Source organism: Mycobacteroides franklinii, from assembly GCF_002013895.1.
GTDB lineage: Bacteria > Actinomycetota > Actinomycetes > Mycobacteriales > Mycobacteriaceae > Mycobacterium > Mycobacterium franklinii.
Map to the genome: position 1 here is coordinate 149,925 of NZ_MAFQ01000005.1, position 24,426 is coordinate 174,350.

The 24,426-nt window shown below is 64.7% G+C and carries 1 protein-coding gene; it reads left to right on the forward strand.

The genetic code is table 11. The annotated features are described in order from the left end of the window. Positions 1-9 precede the first annotated feature (9 nt). Positions 10-24,348 (forward strand): non-ribosomal peptide synthetase, encoded by a 24,339-nt coding sequence (locus tag B4393_RS07725; protein ID WP_078333629.1) that lies wholly within the window; start codon positions 10-12, stop codon positions 24,346-24,348. Positions 24,349-24,426: the final 78 nt, after the last annotated feature.

Below are 24,426 nucleotides of genomic sequence, written 5' to 3' on the forward strand. Positions count from 1 at the left end.
TGGGGACCAATGGAATGTGATCCCGGGGCGCTCCCGCTCACGCGGGGCCAGCTGGACATATGGCTCGCCGAGGAAACCGGTCGTGCTGGCGCCAAGTGGCACCTCGGCATGCTTGGTCGAATCGAAGGCGCCATCGATCACGGCCTGCTAGAGCGGGCCGTGCGTCAGGTAGTGCACGAAGCCGAACCACTCCGGGCCGTCTTTTCTGAACGTCATGGTCATGTTTTCCAGACGGTAGTTGACTGTCCGCACATTGAGCTGGTTCACCATGACTTGACGGGGTCCTCGAATCCCATGGGTGATGCCTATCGGATAGCGGCATCGATCCAACGGGCGCCGATGCCACTCAGCGGGCAGTTGTTCAGGTTCGCGCTGATGCAGGCACGGGCCGACGATTTCTACTTCTTTGTGTGCTGCCATCACATCGCGACAGACGGAATCGGCATGGGCCTCCTGTGCCATCGGATCGCAACCGTCTACTCCGCGATCGCTACGGACTCGCCGATTCCTCCGCCGATCTTTGGCTCATTGAAGAGTCTCGTCGATTGCGAGTCGGACTACGAAGCGTCCGATGACTACATCGATGACGAGGTCTATTGGGCCAACAGCGGACCGCTCGAGAATGAATCGCGGTATGGCGTGGCGCCCGCAGTCCCGAATCGGCCGCGCGAATATGAGCCCTCGGCGCCAATCCAGTTGGATCCCTCCGTCGTGGCCAAGACCCGTGAGCTCTCGCACGCGTTGGAGGTACGCCGCGCAGCGGTGATCACCGCCGCGTGCGCCCTATTGGTGCATGGCGAGGTCGGTGGTGCCGAGGTGGTACTCGATTTCCCCGTGAGTCGACGGGTGCGCCCAGAGGCACTGTTCGTGCCGGGCATGAGCTCCGGCGTCGTACCGCTGAGATTGACAACCTCGCCGGCGACTACCGTGGCCAGCTTTTGCGAGCATGTCGACACGCGGATCCAGGAAGCTTTGCAGCATCAGCGATTTCCGTTGCGTGCCCTTGAGGACAAGACGGGATTCCAGCGGGGTGAGCGAGCGTCGAATCACGCGGCCATCAACTTCATTCCGACCACCCGTTTGGCGGACTTCGCCGGAGCCGCCGGATCGGGGACCGTGACCCACACCGGCCTGGTGGATCAGTTCGGGCTTGTCTTTATCAAGAACGATGAAGAGCTCTTCCTCAGCACGTCGGGTGTGGGGGATCTGTTCGCGGACTGCGATGCCCGCGCCCTCGCGGACCGGTTCGAGCACGTGCTGTCGGCGATGACCGTTGATCCAGGGCGGTCGCTGTCGACAATCGACGTTCGCGAAGAGGCTGAGTGTCCCCCGTTGGATGTGTGGAGTAATCGTGCGGCTCTGATTCGGCCGGTACCACGGCCGCTGTCGATTCCGGAGTTGTTCGCCGAGCAGGTGGTTCGTGATCCGGAGGCGGTCGCGGTCAGTTTCGGTGACAGTGCGGTGACCTATCGCGGGTTGGATGAGGCATCGAACCGATTGGCTCACTTGCTGATTGCTCACGGTGTCGGTGCGGGGCAGCGGGTGGCGTTGTTGTTCTCGCGGTCGGTTGAGGCCGTGGTGGCGATCATGGGTGTGCTCAAGACCGGTGCGGCTTATGTGCCGATCGATCCGTCGGTGCCTGATGCGCGGTTGCAGTTTGTCCTGTCTGATGCCGCGCCGTTGGTCGCGGTGACCACCGCTGATCTGGCGGACCGGCTGGATGGGCACGGTCTGACGGTGGTCGGCATCGACGACCGTGCGGTGTATGCCCGGCCGAGCTCAGCGTTGCCCGCGATGCCGAACCCCGACGATATCGCCTATCTGATCTACACCTCGGGCACCACCGGTACACCGAAAGGTGTTGCCATTCCGCATCACAATGTGACGCGGCTATTGGAGGCAATCGACGCCGATGTGGAGCTCGTGCCCGGGCAGGCGTGGTCACAGTGTCATTCGCTCGCCTTCGACTATTCGGTGTGGGAGATTTTTGGTGCCCTGCTCCACGGTGGCCGGTTGGTGGTGGTGCCGGAAGCCGTGACCCGCTCACCTGAGGAGTTCCACGCACTTCTCGCGCATGAGCGCGTCAGTATCCTGAGCCAGACGCCGTCCGCGTTCTACGCCCTGCAAGCTGTCGATACGGCGTTGCCCGAACGGCAGCAGCTTGGTCTCGCGGTGGTGGTCTTCGGCGGGGAGGCACTGGAGCCGCAGCGTCTCGGGACGTGGTTGGCAGATCATCCGGGAGCACCGCGTCTGATCAACATGTACGGGATCACCGAAACGACGGTGCACGCCTCGTTCCGCGAGATCACCGCTGCCGATCTGGAACGTGCGGTGAGTCCGATCGGGGTGCCACTGGCCGATCTGGCGTTCTTCGTGCTCGATGATTGGTTGCGCCCAGTGCCCGCCGGCGCGGCCGGGGAGCTGTACGTGGCCGGTGCGGGCCTGGGCTACGGCTATGTGGGCCGGAAGTCATTGACGTCAACGCGATTCGTGGCCTGCCCATTCGGCGGGCGCGGAACGCGCATGTATCGCACCGGAGACTTGGCGAGCTGGGGATCCGACGGTCAGCTGCAGTATCTAGGGCGTGCCGATGAGCAGGTCAAGATCCGGGGCTATCGGATCGAGCTGGGCGAGATCCAGTCGGTATTGGCGACTCTCGACGGAGTCGGACAGGCGGCGGTAATCGCTCGCGAAGATCGCGCGGGGGACAAGCGGCTGGTTGGCTACGTCACCGGCAGCGGAGATCCTGCAGAGCTGCGTGCGGCCTTGGCCGTTCGGCTGCCGTCCTACATGGTGCCCGCCGCGATCGTGGTTTTGTCGAGCTTGCCCTTGACGGTCAACGGCAAGCTCGACAAGAAGGCCTTGCCCGCACCGGAATATCATGCCGTTGATCAGTACCGTGCTCCGGCGACCGCGGTGGAAGAGATCTTGGTGGGCATCTATGCCCAGGTGCTCGGTCTCGAGCGGGTAGGCGTGGACGACTCATTCTTCGAACTGGGCGGCGACAGCATCCTGGCGATGCAGGTGTCGTCGGCGGTGCGCGTGGCGGGGCTGGTGTGTCGCCCCCGCGACATCTTCGTGCAGCAGACCGTGGCCCGGCTGGCTGAGGTGATCGGGACGGCCGGCGGGGCGGACGGGCCCGCTGATGAGGGCCTCGGGCTGGTGATTGCGACGCCGATCATGCGGTGGCTGAAGGGGATTGACGGACCGACAGGTGAATTCAACCAGACCGTGGTGGTGCAGGCTCCTGCCGGTATTACCGAGGCGTCGGTCCTTGTGCTGTTGCAGGCATTGCTGGATCGGCACGCCATGCTCCGACTGCGCGCGACGGATGACGGCATCGGCGGGTGGTCGCTGACGGCGCCCGAACCGGGTTCGGTTGACGCCGTCGAGTGCCTGCAGTCGATCGACGGGCTGACCGATGAGGCTCTGGTGGTGGCGAGGTCGCTACTGGACCCGGCTGGCGGGGTAATGCTGCGCGCGCTATGGGTGGCATCCACGAGCCAGCTGGTGTTGATCGTTCACCATCTCGCCGTCGATGGTGTGTCCTGGCGAATTCTGTTGGAAGATCTCAATATTGCGTGGGTGCAACACCAGGGCGGGCAATCCGTCGTGCTGCCGCCTACGGGGACGTCATTTCAGCGGTGGGCAGATCTGCTGTCCCGATCCGCGCGGAGCGCCCCCATCGTGGACCTGGCCCAGCGGTGGCGGGAGGTGTCGGCGACCCCAGCGACCTTCCCGGCGGTTCAACCTGAGGTGGATACCTACGAGACTGCGGGACAACTTTCGGTATCGCTGGATTCCGAAACCACCCGGATGCTGCTCGGTGAAGTGCCTACCGCGTTTCACGCTGGGCCACAAGACATTTTGTTGATCGCGTTCGGACTGGCGCTGGCCGAGTTCGCGGGCACCGCGGAGCCGATCGGCATTGATGTGGAAGGCCATGGCCGCCAAGAGGAATTGGCCGATGTGGGCGGGGCAGCTGATCGCAGCATCGACCTGTCACGCACCGTGGGATGGTTCACCACCAAGTATCCGGTGTCACTGGATCTACCGGGATTGTCCTGGCGCACGGTGGTAGCAGGCGAGGCGGCGCTGGGTGCGGTGATCAAGGAAGCCAAGGAGCAACTGCGGGCCCTGCCCGACGGCCTGACCTACGGTCTGCTGCGCTACCTCAACCCGGACGTGGATCTTGCGGCGTCCGACCCGTCGGTCGCGTTCAACTATCTGGGCCGTGTCAGCGGTAGCACAAGCGAAGGGTGGCAGATCTGCCCTGAAGGGTCGTCGCTGACCCGTGTCGCCGGCATGGTGCCGACCCCGCTGGGTCATGCGCTGGAGCTCAATGCCGTCACCGTCGAGTCCGATACCGGCCTGCATCTGAACGCTGACTGGACGTGGGCGCTCTCGGTGCTCGATCGCACACAAGTCAGCCGTTTGAGCACACTGTGGTTTGAGGCGTTGACCGGGATCTGCGCGCTTGTGCGAAGGGGCGGCGGCGGATTGACCCCGTCGGATATCGCCCCCGCGGTGCTGAATCAAGGGCAGATCGACGAACTGAGTCGGCAGTACCACATCGCCGATGTGCTCCCGCTGACTCCGCTGCAACGGGGATTGCTGTATCACGCCGGCGCCACAAAGGGTTCCGATGACGTGTACGCGATGCAACTGAGCATTGCGATGGACGGACCACTCGACCCGGGACGGCTCCGTGATGCTGTGCAATCGGTCGTCGCGCGGCATCCGCACCTGGCAGCCCGCTTCTGCGAACAGTTCGACCCGCCGGTACAGGTCATCACCACCGATCCGGTCGTGCCCTGGCGGTACGTCGAGCTGGATGCCAACGGCGTTGATGTTGACGAACAGATCCGGCGGATCAGCACAGCCGAACGCGCGGCGGTATGCGACCTCGCGCACCAATCCGCCCTGCGGGCCGCTCTCGTCCGCATCGCGCACGATCAGCACCGGTTCGTGCTGACGACCCACCACATCGTGCTTGACGGTTGGTCGATGCCGCTGCTGATGCAGGAGATCTTCGCCGGACTGGGCGGGAAGCGGCTGCCTGCGGCCCCGGCGTATCGCGACTTCGTCGCCTGGCTGTGCGAACGTGATCGCGAAGGGGCCCACGCTGCCTGGCGCGCCGCGTTGGCCGGTTTCGACTCCCCCACGCTGGTAGCGCCGCCAGGCCGAGAGATTTTGGGGCAGAGAGGCATTGAATCGTTCCGGTTGTCCGAGGAGATCACCGGGGCGCTCGGCGAGTTGGCGCGTTCGCATCAGACCACTGTCAACATCGTGTTGCAGGGTGCGTGGGCATTGTTGTTGAGCTCGTTGACCGGTCAGGCTGATGTCGCGTTCGGTACGACGGTTTCGGGTCGTCCGGCCGAGGTGCTCGGTGCCGAATCGATGGTGGGTCTGCTGATCAACACCGTGCCGGTGCGGGCCACCTTTGCCCCGACCACCACCACGGTGGAGTTGTTGCACCAGTTGCAAAGTGCCCACAACAACACCCTGGAGCATCAGCACCTGGCGCTCAGTGACATCCACCGCATCAGCGGCCAGGACAAACTATTCGACACCCTGATGGTGTTCGAGAACTATCCGATCGATGCGAATGAGCGGCTGGACATCGGCGGCCTGGCCATCTCCGGGTTCGACTTCCGTGAATCCAACCATTACCCGCTCGCGGTGCAGGCTCTGCCTGGTATCGAACTGGGCCTACGCGTCGAGTACGACACCGACGTCTTTGACCTCGGGACCGTCGAGGCCCTCTTCGAGCGACTCACGACAGTTTTGTCGGCGATGATCACTGACCCGGGGCTCCCGGTGTCGTCGATCGATCTGCTGGACGAGGTCACACGCGCCCGCCTCGACGAGTGGAGTAGCCGCGAGAGTTTGATCGAACCGACGGCGCCGAAGCCGATTCCGGAGCTGTTCGCCGAGCAGGTTGTTCGCACGCCCGACGCGGTAGCAGTGTCCTGCGGCGGGCGGTCGATGACCTATCGGGACCTGGATGAGGCTGCCAACCGGCTCGCGCACATGCTGTCTGGTCGGGGAGCCGGCCCGGGCGAGACCGTGGCGCTGGTGTTCTCCCGGTCAACCGAAGCCATTGTCGCGATTCTGGCCGTGCTGAAAACCGGTGCGGCATACGTACCGGTGGATCCCGCGCTACCGGCGGCCCGCATCGAGTTCATGGTGTCCGACGCCGTACCGATCCTCGCGGTCACCACCGCGGACCGTCGTTCGCGCCTGGACGGGTGCGAGCTCGACGTCATCGATATCAACGATCCCGCTGTCGATGCGCAGCCCAGCACCGCGCTGCCGGGCCCGGCGCCCGATGACATCGCGTACATCATCTACACCTCGGGAACCACCGGAACGCCCAAGGGCGTTGCCATCGCACACCGGAACGTGCCGGGGTTGTTCGGTTCGCTGCACGACGGCCTGCCGTCGGAGCTTGGACACGTTTGGGCACAGTGGCATTCGTACAGCTTCGACGTCTCGGTGTGGGAGATATTCGGTGCACTGCTGCACGGCGCGCGCCTGCTTGTGGTGCCGGAATCGGTTGCGGCAGCGCCCGAGGAATTTCATCAACTGCTTGTCGCGCACGATGTCAGCGTTCTGAGTCAGACGCCGTCGGCGGCAGGCATGATCTCGCCGGAAGGTTTGGAATCGACAGCGCTGGTGGTAGCGGGGGAGGCCTGCCCGCCCGAGCTGGTAGAGCGCTGGGCGCCGGGGCGAGTGATGATCAACGCCTACGGCCCCACCGAGGCCACGGTGTACGCGTCCATCAGCGCACCGCTCACTACTGGGTCTTCGGTACCGATCGGCGCGCCGGTGTCGGGAGTGGCATTGTTTGTGCTGGACGCCTGGTTGCGTCCGGTGCTGCCGGGCGTGGCCGGAGAGCTGTACGTCGCCGGTCGTGGTGTGGGCGTTGGATATTGGCGACGTGCCGGATTGACGTCGGCTCGGTTCGTCGCCTGTCCATTCGGTAAGCCCGGTACCCGCATGTATCGCACCGGAGACCTGGTGCAATGGGGTGACGATGGGCAGTTGCGGTATCTGGGGCGTGCCGATGAGCAGGTCAAAATTCGTGGGTACCGCATCGAACTCGGCGAAGTCCAGGCCGCATTGGCCGCGCTCGATGGGGTAACGCAGGCTGTGGCGATCGCGCATGCCGACGGCCATGGTGCTCTACGTCTCGTCGGATACGTCACCGGGACAGCCGATCCGGGCGTGATCCGCGAACAGCTGGCGCAGCGGCTCCCCAGCTATATGGTGCCGGCCTCGGTAATGGCAATCGATACGGTGCCGCTTACGGTCAACGGCAAGCTCGACAGACGCGCCCTGCCCGCACCGGACTACGTCGACGATGATCGCTACCGAGCCCCGAGTAATCCGGCCGAGGAGATCTTGGCCGATATCTACGCGCGTGTCCTTGGCCACGAGCGTGTCGGAGTGGACGATTCGTTCTTCGATTTGGGTGGCGATTCGCTGTCCGCGATGCGTTTGGTTGCCACGATCAACACGTCGCTGAACACCGGTATCGCGGTGCGCTCCTTGTTCGACGCACCCACCGTGGCGCAGCTGGCCACCCACATCGGTGGGGAAGACGTTCGGCTGGCACCGTTGGTCGCGGGCCAGCGGCCCGCCGTGATCCCATTGTCGTTCGCTCAGTCACGATTGTGGTTCCTGGATCAATTACAGGGTCCCTCAACGATGTACAACATGACGGCAGCATTCCGGATTGACGGAGTACTGGATGCCGACGCGTTGGCTGCGGCATTTGTCGACGTGGTGGCCCGCCACGAGAGCCTGCGCACCCTATTTGCAGCTCCCGATGGCATCCCGCACCAGGTGGTACTGGATCCGGGCAGCGCCCGATTGTGCTGGCATGTCGTCGACGCCGCCGATTGGACGGTCGGGCAGTTGCAGGAGGCCATCGACGCCGTATCACGGCAGGCTTTCGACCTATCTTCCGAAATACCCTTGAGAGCAGCGCTCTTCCGTGTGTCCGACAACGAGCACGCATTGGTCGCGGTGGTACATCATATCGCCGCCGATGGCTGGTCCATCACTCCGTTGATAGCCGATCTGGGTGTGGCCTACACCAGCCGGTGTGCGGGTGAGGCGCCGCGCTGGGCCGAGCTTTCGGTGCAGTATGCCGATTACTCACTGTGGCAACGTGCGCAGTTCGGTGACCTTCAGGACAGCCACAGCCGAATCGCACGGCAGCTCAAGTACTGGCAGGACGCGTTGGCCGGTATGCCGGAGCGCATCGTGCTACCCACCGACCGGCCGTACCCGCTGACGACCGACCAGCGGGGCGCGACCATGGCGGTGGATTGGCCCGTCGAGCTACAGCGACAGGTTGCCCGGTTGGCAGCTGAACACAACGCGACCAGCTTCATGGTGGTACAAGCAGCGCTGCTGATTCTGCTCTCCAGACTCAGTGCGAATTCCGATGTGGCGGTAGGCTTCCCCATCGCCGGGCGACGTGACCCGGCCCTCGATGAACTTGTCGGGTTTTTCGTCAACACCCTGGTGCTGCGGGTCGATCTGGCCGGAAACCCGACGGTTTCCGAGGTGCTGACACAGGTGCGGGCACGCAGCCTGGCGGCCTTCGACAATCAGGACGTCCCCTTCGAGGTTCTGGTCGACCGACTGAATCCAACCCGATCTTTGGCACACCACCCGTTGATCCAGGTGGCGCTGGCGTGGCAGAACTTCGCCGGGCACGACGCACATGATGCGGCCTCCGGGGCCGTGCTTGGCGATCTGCGGGTCGCCCAGATGCCGGTGGACACTCACACGGCCAGAATGGATGTGAACTTCTCGCTAGCGGAACGTTGGACGAAAACCGGTGAGCCGGCGGGAATCGGCGGCACCGTGGAATACCGCACGGATGTCTTCGAGGCCCGCACTATTCAGACACTTGTCGCTCGGCTTCAACGCGTGCTGACGGCGATGACGGCGGACCCGGTGGCGCGGCTGTCCTCGATGGATCTGCTCGATGACGACGAGCGGGCACGTCTGTCCCGGCTCGGCAACCATGCGACGCTGATCCGGCCGGGATCCCGACCGGTGTCGATTCCCGCGCTCTTCGCCGAGAACGTGACACGCGCTCCTGAGACAGTGGCTGTGACATGCGGTGAGGAATCGTGGACCTACGGCGAGCTCGATATCGCTGCGAACCGGTTGGCGCGCGTCCTGACAGATCGGGGCGCACGGCCCGGGCAGCGCGTCGCGCTGATGTTCAACCGATCGGCCGAGGCGATTGTCGCGATCCTGGGCGTTCTCAAAACAGGGGCAGCGTATCTGCCGATCGATCCGGCGGTGCCCGATACGCGACTGGACTTCGTGCTTGCCGATGCAGGCCCCGTCGCCACCGTGACCACCGCGGATCTTGCCGGCCGGCTTGACGGACGTGGACCGGCGGTCATGACTATGGACGGCGTCGGTGCGCACGGCACCGACGTGGATCCGGAGGCCGTGTTGCCGGCGACCGGCGCGGACGACATCGCCTATGTGATTTACACCTCGGGCACCACTGGTGTGCCGAAGGGCGTTGCCCTCAGCCATCACAACGTGACGCAACTGCTGGACTCTCTTGATGCGGGGCTACCACGCCCGGGAGTGTGGTCGCAGAGCCATTCCCTGGCCTTCGACGTCTCGGTGTGGGAGATATTCGGTGCTTTGCTTCGCGGTGGGCGGGTGGTGATCGCTCCTGAGGACGTCACGAGCTCGCCCGACGACCTCCATGCCTTGCTTGTTCGCGAACATGTCACGGTTATCACTCAAACACCCTCTGCGGTACGCGCTTTGCCGCGCGAGGGACTCGAAATGGCGGCGTTGGCCGTGGTCGGGGAGGCCTGTCCGCCTGAGGTGGTCGATCAATGGGCTCCCGGACGGCTGATGATCAACGCCTACGGTCCTACCGAAACCACGATGTGCGTGGCGATCAGCGCACCGCTCACCGCAGGGCAGGGAGTGCCGATCGGCTCCCCGGTCGCCGGGGCGGCGCTGTTCGTGCTCGATGAATGGTTGCGCCCGGTACCTGCCGGTGTGATCGGCGAGTTGTATGTCGCCGGAGCGGGTTTGGGATATGGCTATGTGGGCCGGGCGCCGTTGACATCGGCGCGATTCATGGCCTGTCCGTTCGGGAAACCGGGCACCCGGATGTATCGCACCGGGGATCTGGTGTGCTGGGGACCCGACGGACAGCTCCACTACCTGGGCCGCGCCGATGAGCAGGTGAAGATCCGCGGCCATCGCATCGAACTTGCCGAAGTGCAGGCAGCTTTGGCCGGCCTGGATGGGGTCGACCAGGCGGTGGTGATCGCGCGTGAGGATCGTCCTGGCGATAAGCGCTTGGTCGGGTACATCACCGGGACAGCCGATTCCGGCGAGCTGCGAGCGGCGATAGCCGAGCGGTTGCCCGCTTATATGGTGCCCGCCGCCGTGGTCCGGTTGGATGTGATGCCGTTGACAGTGAACGGCAAGCTCGACACCCGAGCTCTCCCGGCTCCGGACTATCACGATCACGACCATTATCGGGCCCCCGCGGATGCCGTGGAAGAGGTCTTGGCCGACATCTATGCACAGGTTCTTGGAATGGAACGGGTTGGCGTGGACGACTCGTTCTTTGACCTGGGCGGCGACAGCATTCTCTCCATGCAGGTGGTGGCCCGGGCCCGGGCCGCGGGCCTGGTGTGCCGACCGCGGGATGTGTTCGTCGAGCAGACTGTGGCTCGTTTGGCACGGATAGTCGAAGTGGCCGCAGGTTCCCGCGGCCCGCTCGATGAGGGCATCGGACCGGTGTTGCCTGTTCCGATCATGCGGTGGCTGAAGGAAATTGACGGCCCGATCGGTGAGTTCAATCAGACCGTCTTGGTACAGGCACCGGATGGCGCCTCCGAGCGCGATGCTGTCATTTTGCTGCAGGCATTGCTGGATCGGCATGCCATGCTCCGGGTGCGTGCGACGGATGACGGCGTGGGCGGGTGGTCGCTGACGGCACCTGAGCCGGGTTCTGTCGATGCCGCCGAGTGCCTGCGGACGGTGGACGCTCTTTCCGATGAGGAATTGGTGGCGGCGCGGTCACGGTTGGATCCGGCGGCCGGGGCAATGCTCAATGCACTGTGGGTGGCCTCGACCTCGCAGCTGGTGCTGATCGTGCACCACCTGGTGGTGGACGGTGTTTCGTGGCGAGTGTTGTTGGAAGATATCAATATTGGGTGGGCACAGCATCGCGGCGGCCAACCGATCGTGCTGCCGGCAGTAGGCACGTCAGTTCAGCGGTGGGCGGAGTTATTGGCCGAGCACGCGCATCGTCCTGAGATCGTCGGGCAGGCGCGGGCGTGGCGGGACGTCTCGGCGGCCCCGGCGATCTTCCCTGCGGTACAACCCGAGGTGGATACGTACGAGACCGCGGGACAACTCTCGGTATCGCTGGATACCGAGACCACCCGCATGCTGCTCGGTGAAGTGCCCACGGCATTTCACGCTGGGCCACAAGACATTTTATTGATCGCCTTCGGGCTGGCGCTGGCCGAGTTCTCGGCCGGCGCCATGCCGGTCGGCATCGACGTCGAGGGTCACGGCCGGCATGAGGAGCTCGCCGCGGAAGTCGACCTGTCACGCACCGTGGGATGGTTCACCGCCAAATACCCGGTGTCATTGGCGCTTCAGGGGGTGGACTGGTCTGACGTGGCGGCCGGAAACGCGGTCTTGGGTGCGGTGATCAAGGACGCCAAGGAACAGCTTCGGGCTCAGCCAGACGGGTTGACCTATGGTCTGCTGCGCTACCTGAATTCCGACGTTGACCTCGAGACGGCCGATCCGACGGTAGCGTTCAACTATCTCGGCCGATTGGGCGGCGGCGCGGCCGCGTCGTCCGATGATCTGTGGCGGATTCCCGCCGAGGGCATGTCGGCGATAACTGCGGCGACGGCCACGCCGATGCCGTTGACGCACACCGTGTCGCTCAACGCCGGGGCTGTCGAGACCGATGAGGGCCCTGCGCTGCAGGCCAACTGGACCTGGGCCGGCTCGGCACTCGATCGCGCGCAGATCGGCCATTTGAGCCAACTGTGGTTCGACGCCCTGACTGGTATCTGCGCGCACGTGCAGATGGGCGGGGGCGGATTGACCCCGTCCGACATCACGCCTGCCCGTCTGAGTCAACGGCAGCTCGATGAACTGCAGCAGCAATACCGCGTCGCGGATGTGCTGCCGCTGACCGCATTACAGCAGGGCCTGATCTTCCACAGCGGAACGGGAAGTAGCCCCGACGATGACCTCTACGTGGTGCAACTCGACATCACGGTTGACGGTCCGCTGGACGCGGATCGGCTCCGCGACGCGGTGCACACGGTGGCCGTTCGCCATCCGCATCTGGCAGCTCGATTCTGTGGACAGTTCGAGCAGCCCGTACAGATCATTCCCGCCGATCCGACGGCGGGATGGCGCTATGTCGATATGGGTGCCGAACTCAACAGCACCGAGATGGGTGACGAGATCCAACGATTGTGCGCCGCGGAGCGGGCCGCGGTCTGCGACCTGTCTCATCCGCCGGCATTCCGGGTGGCCTTGATTCGCACCGCGGCTGATCGGCATCGGTTTGTGCTCACCAATCACCACATCGTGCTGGATGGCTGGTCGCTGCCGATCCTGTTGCAGGAGATCTTCGCCAGCTATCGGGGGCAACGGCTACCGGCGGCAACGCCATTCCGGAGTTTTGTCGGCTGGCTGGCCGACCGTGACATGGCCGCCGCCGCGACGGCCTGGGGTGAGGTGCTGAAGGGTTTCGCCACCCCCACGCTGGTTGGACCGCAACAAAAGTCGAATATGGGGCGGCGTGGTGTGCGAACGCATCAGTTGTCCGCGCAGACCACGCGGGCGCTGGGCGAGCTGGCGCGATCGCAGCGCACCACGGTCAATACCGTGCTGCAGGGCGCATGGGCCCTGCTGCTCACCTCGCTGACTGGACTGCACGACGTCGTCTTCGGTTCTGTGGTTTCCGGGCGGCCCGCGGATGTGGTGGGCGCGGAATCGATGGTCGGCCTGTTGATCAATACGGTGCCGGTGCGCGCGGACATCACCGCATCGACGACCACCGTGGGTCTGCTCGATCAGCTGAACCAATGGCACGCTAAAACACTTGATCATCAACATGTTTCGTTGAGCGATATCCATCGCATTGCCGACCAGGACCGACTGTTCGACACCTTGTTCGTGTTCGAGAACTACCCGGTGGATGCCGGTGCGTTGTCGGGTGTCGACGGATTCGCCATCAGTGAGATCACGAGCCACGAATCCACCGACTACCCACTGACCATGCAGGCGATACCCGGTGACGAGTTGCGCCTGCGGATCGAATACGACACCACGGTTTTCGACGTGTGTGGCATCGAAACCTTCGTCAAGCGGATTGAGTCGGTATTGACGGCGATGACGGCGTACCCGCATCGGCCGCTCTCGGCGATAGAGATACTCGACGAGACCGAGCGTGATCGCTTGCAGCGGTGGGGTAATCGGGGAGTGCTCACCCGACTGCCGGAGCCGGCATCGGTACCGGAACTGTTCGCCACGCACGTGGCGCGCGCCCCAGAATCGGTGGCGCTGGTCTGTGGAAACCGTTCGCTGACCTATCGGGCACTCGACGATGCGTCCAACCGGTTGGCGCATGTGCTGATGGGGTGCGGGGTGGGCCCGGGCCAACGAGTGGCGTTGATGTTCCCCCGCTCGGCCGAGGCAGTTGTGGCGATTCTGGCTGTGCTCAAGACCGGTGCGGCCTATTTGCCGATCGATCCGGCATTGCCGACTGCGCGCGTCGAGTTCATGCTGTCCGACGCGGCCCCGATGGCAGCCGTCACCACCACCGCATTGGTCGATCGCTTCAACGGTCATGGCCTGGCGGTTGTCGACGTGGAGGATCCGGCCGTCGCCGCCGCGCCCAGCACGGCGTTGGCGCCGCCGGCACCGGATGACATGGCGCACATCATCTACACCTCGGGTACCACCGGTTTACCCAAGGGCGTGGCGGTGACCCAGCGCAACGTGACTCAGTTGTTCGACTCGCTGCAGATCGGCGTGCCGCTGGAGCCGGGGCAGGTGTGGACACAGTTCCATTCGTACGCATTCGACTTCTCGGTGTGGGAGATCTGGGGTGCCCTCCTGCACGGCGGCCGTCTGGTAGTGGTGCCCGAGGCAATTGCCCGCTCGTCGCAGGACTTCCACGATCTACTGGTACGCGAACAGGTCACGGTGCTGACGCAGACGCCGTCTGCGGTGTCGATGCTGTCGGTCGATGGTCTGGATGCGGCGGCGCTGGTGATCGGGGCCGAGCCTTGCTCGCCGGAATTGGTTGACCGTTGGGCCCCGGGGCGGGTGATGGTCAACGTCTACGGTCCTACCGAGACCACGATGTGGTTGTGCGCCAGCGCGCCATTAGCACCCGGTTTGGGCTCGCCACCGATCGGCTCACCGACGGCCTGGGCGGCATTCTTTGTACTGGATGAGTGGCTGCGTCCGGTACCCGCAGGCGTGGTCGGTGAGTTGTATCTGGCCGGCGCGGGAGTGGGCATCGGCTATTGGCGCCGCTCAGGCTTGACCGCATCGCGTTTCACGGCGTGTCCGTTCGGCGAACCGGGCACGCGTATGTACCGCACCGGTGATCTGGTGCGGTGGCGCGCCGACGGGCAGCTGGACTATCTCGGTCGGGCCGACGAGCAGGTCAAGATTCGCGGCTATCGCATCGAGCTGGGCGAAATCCAGTCGGCACTGGCCGCATTGGAAGGAGTCGAGAACGCGGCGGTGATCGCGCGCGAGGACCGCCCCGGCGATAAGCGTTTGGTCGGGTACATCACCGGCAGTGCCGACCCGGCCGCCGCGCGTACCGCATTGGCCGAACGACTGCCGGGCTATATGATTCCCGCCTCAGTGGTGGCCTTGGCCGCGCTGCCGATGACGGTGAACGGCAAGCTCGACGCTCGGGCACTGCCGGCGCCGGACTATCAGGACGTCGACCATTACCGTGCGCCGGTCGGTGCGGTCGAAGAGATTCTGGCGGGAATCTATGCCCGAGTGCTGGACGTGGAGCGGGTCGGAGTCAATGACTCCTTCTTCGATCTGGGTGGGGATTCCGTATCGACGATGCGCCTGGTCGCCGCCGTCAACGCAACGCTGAATGCCGACCTTTCGGCACGTGCGGTGTTCGAGGCACCCACCGTGGCGCTACTGGCGCCACGTGTCGGTGAGGGTGCGGGCGGCCTGGAGCCGCTGGTTGCGGGGGAGCGCCCCGCGGTGATTCCCCTGTCGTTCGCGCAGAACCGTTTGTGGTTCGTCGATCAACTGCAGGGGCCCTCGCCGGTCTACAACATGCCGGTGGGTCTGCGGTTGTATGGGCGGCTCGATACCGATGCGTTGGGTGCGGCACTGACCGACCTGATCGGCCGCCACGAAAGTCTGCGCACCCGTTTCGAGGCACCCGACGGAGCCCCTCGGCAGATCGTGGTGCCCGATGACGCTGTTGATTTCGGCTGGACCGTTGTTGACGCGATGAGCTGGCCGGCGAGTCGCCTGGATGAGGCCATTGCTGCCGCTGTGTGTCACAGCTTCGATTTGGCAACCGAAATACCTTTGTACGCACAACTTTTCCGTGTCGCCGAGGAAGAGCATGTGCTGGTGGCGGTGGTGCACCATATCGCCGCGGACGGATGGTCACTGACCCCGTTGGTACGCGATTTGAGCGTGGCCTACGCCAGCCGGTGCCGGGGCCAGGCTCCCGACTGGGCGCCCTTGCCGGTGCAATATGTGGATTACACGCTCTGGCAGCGGGCGCAGCTGGGCGATCTCGAGGACAGCGAAAGCCCCATCGCCGCGCAGCTGGCCTACTGGGAAGACGCGCTGGCCGGTCTGCCTGAACGCGTAGCGCTGCCCACCGATCGGCCCTATCCTCCGGTCGCCGATCAGCGCGGGTCCACCGTCGAGGTGCAGTGGCCGACAGAATTGCAACAGCGCGTGCGTGCGGTGGCAGGTGAGCATGGTGCGACCAGCTTCATGGTGATGCAGGCCGCGCTCGCGGTGCTGCTGGCCAACCTCAGCGGGACATCCGATGTCGCCGTTGGGTTCCCGATCGCCGGGCGTCGCGACTCCGCATTGGAGGAGTTGGTCGGCTTCTTCGTCAACAACTTGGTGTTGCGCGTTGATCTGGCCGGCGACCCGACTGTCGCAGAGCTACTCGCACAGGTGCGCCAGCGCAGTCTGGCCGCTTACGAACATCAGGACGTGCCCTTCGAAGTTCTGGTCGAGCGGCTCAACCCGATCCGCAACCTGACCCATCACCCGCTCGTGCAAGTGGCACTGGCCTGGCAGAACCTCCCCTGGCAGGACACGGGTCCAGCCGATGGATTGCGCCTGGGCGATCTACGGGTTGCTCCGTTGCCGGTGGAAACCCAGACCGCCCGGATGGACCTGACCTTCTCTCTCGGGGAACGCTGGACCGGGGCCGGAGAGCCCGCGGGCATAGGCGGTGCCGTGGAATTCCGCACCGATGTATTCGACGTGGGTAGCGTCGAAACGCTGATCGCGCGATGGCAGCGCATAGTCACGGCGATGACTGCCGATACCTCCCAGCGCCTTTCGACCATCGACGTACTCGATGCGGCAGAACACGCGCGCATAGACACATGGGGTAACCGGGCGGTGTTGAGCCGGCCGATGGCTGCCCCGGTGTCGATACCGTCCTTGTTCGCCGAACAGGTCGCCCGGGCGCCCGAGGCGGTCGCCATCAGCTTCAGCGGTCGTCACATGACGTATCGGGAACTAGATGAGACCGCAGATCGATTGGCGCACAGACTCACAGCGCACGGTGTACGGCCGGGAACGTGCGTCGCGCTGCTGTCGGAACGTTGTCCGGAAGCCGTTGTGGCGATGCTCGCGGTTCTGAAGACCGGAGCCGCGTACCTGCCGATCGACGCTGCGCTGCCCGATGCGCGGATTGAATTCATGATTGGCGACGCCGCACCGACTGCGGCGATCACCACGGCAGGTCTGGCCGGCCGGGCGGCCGGATACGACCTGTCGGTCATCGATGTCAGCGATACCGCGGACGTCACGGCCCCTGCCAACGAGTCCACCCTGGGGCTGCCGAGCCCGCACGATATCGCCTACATCATCTATACGTCCGGCACGACCGGCGTACCCAAGGGCGTGGCGATCACTCACCACAATGTGACGCGGCTGATGGGAACACCAGACACTTTCTTGGCGGGACAGGTTTGGGCGCAATGGCATTCGTATGCGTTTGATGCCTCGGTCGAAGAGATCTGGGGGTCGCTACTGCACGGGGGGCGGTTGGTGGTGGTGCCGGAGTCGGCGGCGCATTCACCCGAGGAGCTCACCGCGCTGCTGGTTGCCGAGCAGGTCAGTGCGTTGAGTCAAACTCCCTCGGCGGTGGCGATGCTGGCGCCCGAGTCCTTGGGATCGGTGTCGTTGTTGGTGGCGGGTGAGGCGTGCTCGGCCGAGGTAGTAGATCGCTGGGCGCCGGGACGGTTGATGGTCAACGCGTACGGGCCGACCGAGACCACCATCTGTGCCTCCAGGACGGCGCCGCTAGCGTGCGGGTCGGGCGCGCCGTCGATCGGCGTCCCGGTCTCGGGCGCGGCGATGTTCGTACTGGATGGGCTGTTGCGTCCGGTGCCACCCAGCGTAGTTGGCGAGTTGTACATCGCCGGCCACGGCGTGGGTGTCGGTTACCTGGGCCGCACGGGTTTGACCGCCTCGCGCTTTGTGGCGTGCCCGTTCGCCGATGACGGTACGTCCGGGCACCGGATGTACCGCACCGGTGATCTGGTGCGATGGGGCGCCGACGGGCAGTTGCAGTACGTGGGGCGCGCCGATGAGCAAGTCAAGATCCGCGGGTATCGCATCGAAGTCGCAGAAATCCAAACGGTATTGGCGGGGCTGGACGGGGTCGAGCAGGCGGCCGTGATCGCCCGCGAGGATCGTCCCGGCGATCAGCGTCTGGTGGGCTATGTGACCGGGACGGCAAACCCCGCCAAGTTGCGCACACAGCTGGCCGAGCAATTGCCGGCCTACATGGTTCCCGCCGCGGTCGTGGTATTGGCGGCGTTGCCGATGACCGTGAACGGCAAGCTCAACACGCGGGCGTTGCCGAGTCCTGAGTATCAGGACATTGATCGATACCGCGCGCCGGGCACCCTCACCGAAGAGATCCTGGCGGGGATCTACGCGCGGGTGCTGGGTGTGGAGCGAGTCGGGGTTGATGACTCGTTCTTCGATCTGGGTGGGGATTCGCTGTCCGCGATGAGGCTGATCGCGGCGGTGAACGCGGACCTGAATGCCGCTGTGTCGGTGCGCACGGTGTTCGAAGCACCGACGGTGGCCCAGTTGGCGCCTCGTCTTGGCGGCGAATCCACCACGCTCAGCCCGTTGGTGGCCGGCGAGCGGCCGGCAGAGATCCCGCTCTCGTTCGCGCAATCCAGATTGTGGTTCCTGGACCAACTTCAAGGACCGTCACCGGTCTACAACATGGCGACAGCTCTTCGCATCAGCGGGGATTTGGACGTTGATGCGCTGGCCGCGGCGCTGGCCGACGTGGTGGCCCGTCATGAAAGCCTGCGCACCCGGTTCCAGGCCGCAGACGGTGTGCCACGGCAGCTGATCGTGCCCGCCGAGCATGCCCACGTTGGGTGGGATGTGGTCGATGCCACTGGGTGGACGGCCGGGCAGGTGCGGGAAGCGGTCGGGGAGGCCGCGCGGCACACATTTGATCTGGCCAATGAAATACCTTTGAAAGCACGGCTTTTCCGGATCACCGGCGACGAACATGTGCTGGCGGCCGTGGTCCACCACATTGCCGCCGACGCCTGGTCGATCACCCCGCTCGTGGCCGATCTTGGCGTGGCCTATGTGAGCCGGTGCGCGGGACGGGCGCCCGGATGGGCACCGCTGGCGGTGCAGTACGTCGACTACACCCTGTGGCAGCGTGCCGAATTCGGTGATCTCGACGACCGTGACAGCCGGATCGCGACCCAGCTGACCTATTGGCAGGAAGCGCTGGCGGGAATGCCCGAACGTGTGGAGCTGCCGACCGACAGGCCCTACCCGCCGGCTGCCGACCAGCGCGGCGCCACCATGGCACTGGACTGGTCCGCAGCGTTGCAGGAGCAGATTGCCCGGGTGGCCCGCGAGCACAACGCGACCAGCTTCATGGTGCTGCAGGCTGCGCTGGGAGTGCTGCTGGGCAAGCTCAGCGGTAATACCGATGTGGCCGTGGGATTCCCGATCGCAGGGCGCCGTGACTCCGCTCTTGACGAGCTGATCGGATTCTTCGTCAACACCTTGGTGCTGCGGCTGGATCTGGCCGGTGACCCGACGGTCGCGGAGCTACTTGCCCAGGTGCGAGTACGCAGCCTGGCCGCCTACGAAAACCAGGATGTGCCTTTCGAGGTGCTTGTCGAGCGGATCAATCCCACTCGATCGCTGACTCATCACCCGTTGATCCAGGTGGCACTGGGCTGGCAGAACGTCCCCGGACAAGACGGCAATTCCTCCGGTCCTAGGCTCGCCCTCGGTGACCTGGAGGTTGCCCCCATGGCCGCGGAAACCCAGACCGCTCGCATGGACCTGAGCTTCTCCCTTGCCGAACGTCGAACTCGCACTGGTGATCCGGCCGGGATCGACGGGACCGTGGAATTCCGTACCGACGTCTTCGACCCGGCAAGCATCGAAAGATTGATCGGCCGCTTCGAGCAGATATTGGTGACGATGACCGCCGACGTCGATAGGAAACTGTCATCGATCGACGTGGTTGATCCCGAGGAACACGCCCGCCTCGACGCTATGGGTAATCGAGCGATACTCGGCCGGCGCGCGACCACGCCGGTGTCTGTGCCTGCGTTGTTCGCCGAACAGGTGATGCGTGCGCCCGATGCGGTGGCGATCAGCTGTGGCGAACGGACGTTGACCTATCGCGAACTCGACGGTGCTGCACACCAGCTGGCGCACAAGCTGATCGGCTTGGGTGCAGGTCCCGGAGGGTGCGTAGCCCTACTGCTGGAACGATCCGCGGAGGCAATCGTCGCCATGCTGGCGGTGCTGAAAACCGGTGCGGCGTATCTCGCGATCGACCCGGTGGTGCCCGCGACCCGGATCGAATTCATGTTGTCCGATGCGGCCCCGGTCGCCGCGATCACCACCAGTGGTCTTGCTGGGCGGCTGGACGGCCACGGGTTGGCGATCGTCGAGATCGGAGATGTCGGCGACATGGCTGACTCGGGGTTGAACGGTGTGCGCCACAACGTGATCCAGGATCCGGATCCCGAGAACATCGCGTACCTTATTTACACCTCGGGAACCACCGGCGTTCCCAAGGGAGTGGCCGTCACCCACCATAATCTGACGCATCTGGCCCGGTCGACCCCGGAACACCTGCCCGCGAATCAGGTCTGGACGCAATGCCATTCCTACGCGTTCGACTTCTCGGTGTGGGAGATCTGGGCCGCGTTATTGGGCGGCGCACGCCTGGTGGTGGTGCCGGAGGCCGTCGCGAGTTCATCCGATGACTTCCATGCGCTGCTGCTCAGCCAGCGCGTCAATGTGCTCACCCAGACCCCGTCGGCAGCAGGGGCATTGTCTCCGCAAGGACTGGAAGCGGTGGCGTTGCTTCTGGGCGGTGAGGCCTGCCCGGGCGAGGTCGTGGATCGCTGGGCACCGGGGCGAACGGTCATCAACGCCTACGGGCCCACCGAAATCACCGTCTACGCATCGATGAGTGCGCCACTGGCACCGGGGTCCGGAGCCGCGCCCATCGGGGCACCCGTCCCGACATCGGCGCTGTTCGTACTCGATGAGTGGTTGCAACCGGTACCGGTTGGCGTGGTTGGCGAGCTGTACGTCGCCGGTGAGGGCGTGGCCTGTGGGTACCTCGGGCGGTCGGGGCTGACGTCGTCGCGTTTCGTGGCCTGTCCGTTCGGCGAATCCGGTGCGCGCATGTACCGAACCGGTGACTTGGTGAGCTGGCGTGCCGATGGGCAGCTCCAATACCTCGGGCGTGCCGATGATCAGGTCAAGATCCGCGGTTACCGCATCGAACTCGGTGAGGTGCAGGCCGCGTTGGCCGCGCTGGACGAGGTGGCTCAGGCAGTGGTGATCGCTCGCGAGGATCCACCCGGTGTTACGCGCCTGGTCGGCTATGTCACGGAATCCTCCACTGGCGCAGTGGATCCGTCCGGGATTCGGAATGCGTTGGCAGAACGGGTACCCGGATACATGGTCCCGAGCGCGATCGTCGTGCTGGATGCGTTGCCGTTGACGGTGAACGGGAAGCTCGACACCCGCGCATTACCGGCTCCGGAGTATCAGGATGCCGAGCAGTACCGCGCCCCGGCGGACGCGATCGAGGAGACATTGGCCGGCATTTACGCGCAGGTGCTGGGGCTCGATCGGGTCGGGGTCGACGACTCGTTCTTCGACCTTGGCGGAGACAGCATTCTGTCCATGCAGGTGGTGGCGCGGGCCCGGGCGTGCGGTGTGACGTGTCGGCCGCGTGACATCTTCGTGGAACAGACCGTGGCCCGACTGGCTCAAGTCGTCGGAGTCCTCGGCGATGAGGCCGGCCCGGTCGATGAAGGCACAGGGCCAGTGGTGGCCACCCCGATCATGCGATGGCTGCGTGAGGTCGAAGCCACCGGCAGCCCGATCGACCAGTTCAACCAGACCGTGGTGATTCAGGCTCCGTCGGGAGTGACAGAGTCCGGTGTGGCGGTGGTCCTGGGCGCGCTGCTCGACCGACATGCGATGCTGCGGCTGCGCAACGCAGATGGGTCGCTTCTGGTGCCGGAGAAAGGCTCGACCACAGCACATCTGAAGTCGGTCGATACGCTGACCGAAGAGGAGCTGGTGGCTGCCCGGTCGCGGTTGAATCCGGCGGCCGGGGAGATGGTCAGCGCGCTGTGGGTGACGTCGACGAGCCAGCTGGTGCTGGCGGTCCACCACCTGTCCGTCGACGCGGTGTCCTGGCGGATTCTGCTCGAAGATCTCAATATCGCCTGGGCCCAGCACCGTCATGGGCAGCCCGTGGCGCTGCCGACGACAGGCACCTCATTCTCCCGGTGGGCGGCGCTGCTTGGGGAGCACGCGCGCCACGCGTCCATCGTCGATCAGGCAGACCGCTGGCGACGAGTGTTGGCAACCCCATCCACCCTGCCCGCCCCGCGCCCCGGGGTGGACACCTATGCCAGTGCCGGCCACCTCACGGCGTCGCTGGATGTCGAGACCACCCGCGCGCTGCTCGGTGAGGTCCCGGCCGCGTTCCACGCTGGAATTCAAGACATTCTGTTGATCGCTTACGCGTTGGCACTGACCGAGTTCCTGGGTGTCACGGTGCCGGTCGGTGTGGATGTCGAGGGACATGGTCGTGTGGAAGACCTGAGAGACCTTCCCGCCGGCATTGATCTATCGCGGACTGTGGGTTGGTTCACCACGAAATATCCGGTGGCATTGAAAGTTTCAGGACGTGCCGGACGAGCTGAGAGCAGGCTGTCCTGGGACCGGGTGGTTTCCGGTGATCCGGCACTCGGCCGTGTGATCAAGGACGCCAAAGAACAACTGCGTGCGCTGCCCGAAGGCACGACCTACGGACTGATGCGGTATCTCAACTCCGATATCGACCTGTCCGGCGCCGAGCCGACCGTCGGGTTCAATTACCTTGGCAGGCTGGGCGGGACGGGTGCCGTTCCATCGGAGGCCTTCGCGGAACTCTGGCAGGTCAGCCCCGACACGGCGGCGGTGGCCACAACTGCCACGGCAATATCGATGCCACTGGGGCACGCCGTTGAACTCAACGCCAGCACCGCCGAAACAGACGATGGTCCAAGCCTTTACGCTGCGTGGACGTGGGCGCCTTCGGTACTGGATGAGGCTGAGGTAGGCCGGCTCGGCCGACTGTGGTTCGACGCCCTCACCGGGATCTGCGCGCATGTGCGCGGGGGCGGCGGCGGTCTGACGCCGTCGGACATCGTCCCGGCCCGGCTTACCCAGAACGAGCTCGACGAGCTGAGCCGGGAACATCCGATCCACGACGTGCTGCCCTTGACTCCGCTGCAACATGGACTGTTGTTCCAGGCCAATGCAAGTCGCGGTAACAACGACGACCTGTACGCCATGCAACTCGATGTCACGGTCACCGGTCCACTGGACACTTACCGGCTGCGCGAGGCGTTAGGTACGGTGATCAACCGTCACCCCAACCTGGCGGCCCGATTCGACAAGCGTTTCGACGAGCCGGTGCAGATCATTCCGGCCTATCCGACGGTGCCTTGGCAGCAGGTTGAAATCTCTTTCGAAAACGGCGATGCCGGTGACGTTGATGAACGATTCGCGCAGTTGTGCGCTGCCGAGCGTGCGGCGGTCTGTGACGTGGTCCACCAATCGGCGTTCCGTGCCGCACTGATCCGCACCGCCGACAACGAGCACCGGTTCGTCATGACCTACCACCACATTGTGCTCGATGGCTGGTCACTGCCGATCCTGCTCCAAGAGATCTTCGCCAGCTACTACGGCGAGCGCCTGCCTGCCGCCGGGTCCTATCGCAGGTTTGTGACCTGGTTGACCGAACGTGATGTCGATGGCGCGCGCACGGCCTGGCGTGCGGTCCTGGAGGGATTCGATACCCCGGCACTGGTCGCTCCCAAGGGCCGGAAAGCGGGCCGGCGCGCTACCGAGACATTCCGCGTGCCGGCCGAAATCTCTTGTGCCGTTCGCGAACTGGCCCGCGCACAACACACCACCGCCAACACCGTGCTGCAAGCTGCCTGGGCGCAGGTACTGATGTGGCTGACAGGCCGGCATGACGTCGCATTCGGCGTGGCGGTCTCGGGCCGATCGGCCGAGGTGGTGGGTGCGGATTCGATGGTAGGTCTGCTGATCAACACCGTGCCGGTGCGCGCCACCGTCACGCCGGACACCACCATCGCCGACCTGCTCGAGGACCTACAGCGCCAGCACAACGACACCCTGGATCACCAACATCTGGCACTCAGTGAGATCCAGCATGCCGTGGGTCATGACCAGCTATTCGACACGCTGTTCGTCTACCAGAACTATCCGGTGGAAACGGTGGCGTCGTCCATGGCAGACGGGCTGGCCATCACTACGGTGAGCGGCCGCGAGTACAACCATTACCCGCTGACCCTGCAAGCCATGCCCGGGAATGAACTTGTTTTACGGGTCGAATTCGATACCGGTCTATTCGGTGTGAGTCGGGTGCGGAAAGTCGTCGAGCGGTTCCAGCGCGTGCTGGAGGCCATGACGGGGGAGGTGCAGTGACAGTGAAAGCCGATGCGACCAGGCGACTGTTGTCGATGGATCTGGGCGATATCGATGAGCGCGCGGAGTGGGAAGAGT

Coding starts and splice junctions, on each gene's coding strand:
- B4393_RS07725 (WP_078333629.1), top strand. CDS start 10: ATGGAATGTGATCCCGGGGCGCTCCCGCTCACGCGGGGCCAGCTGGAC.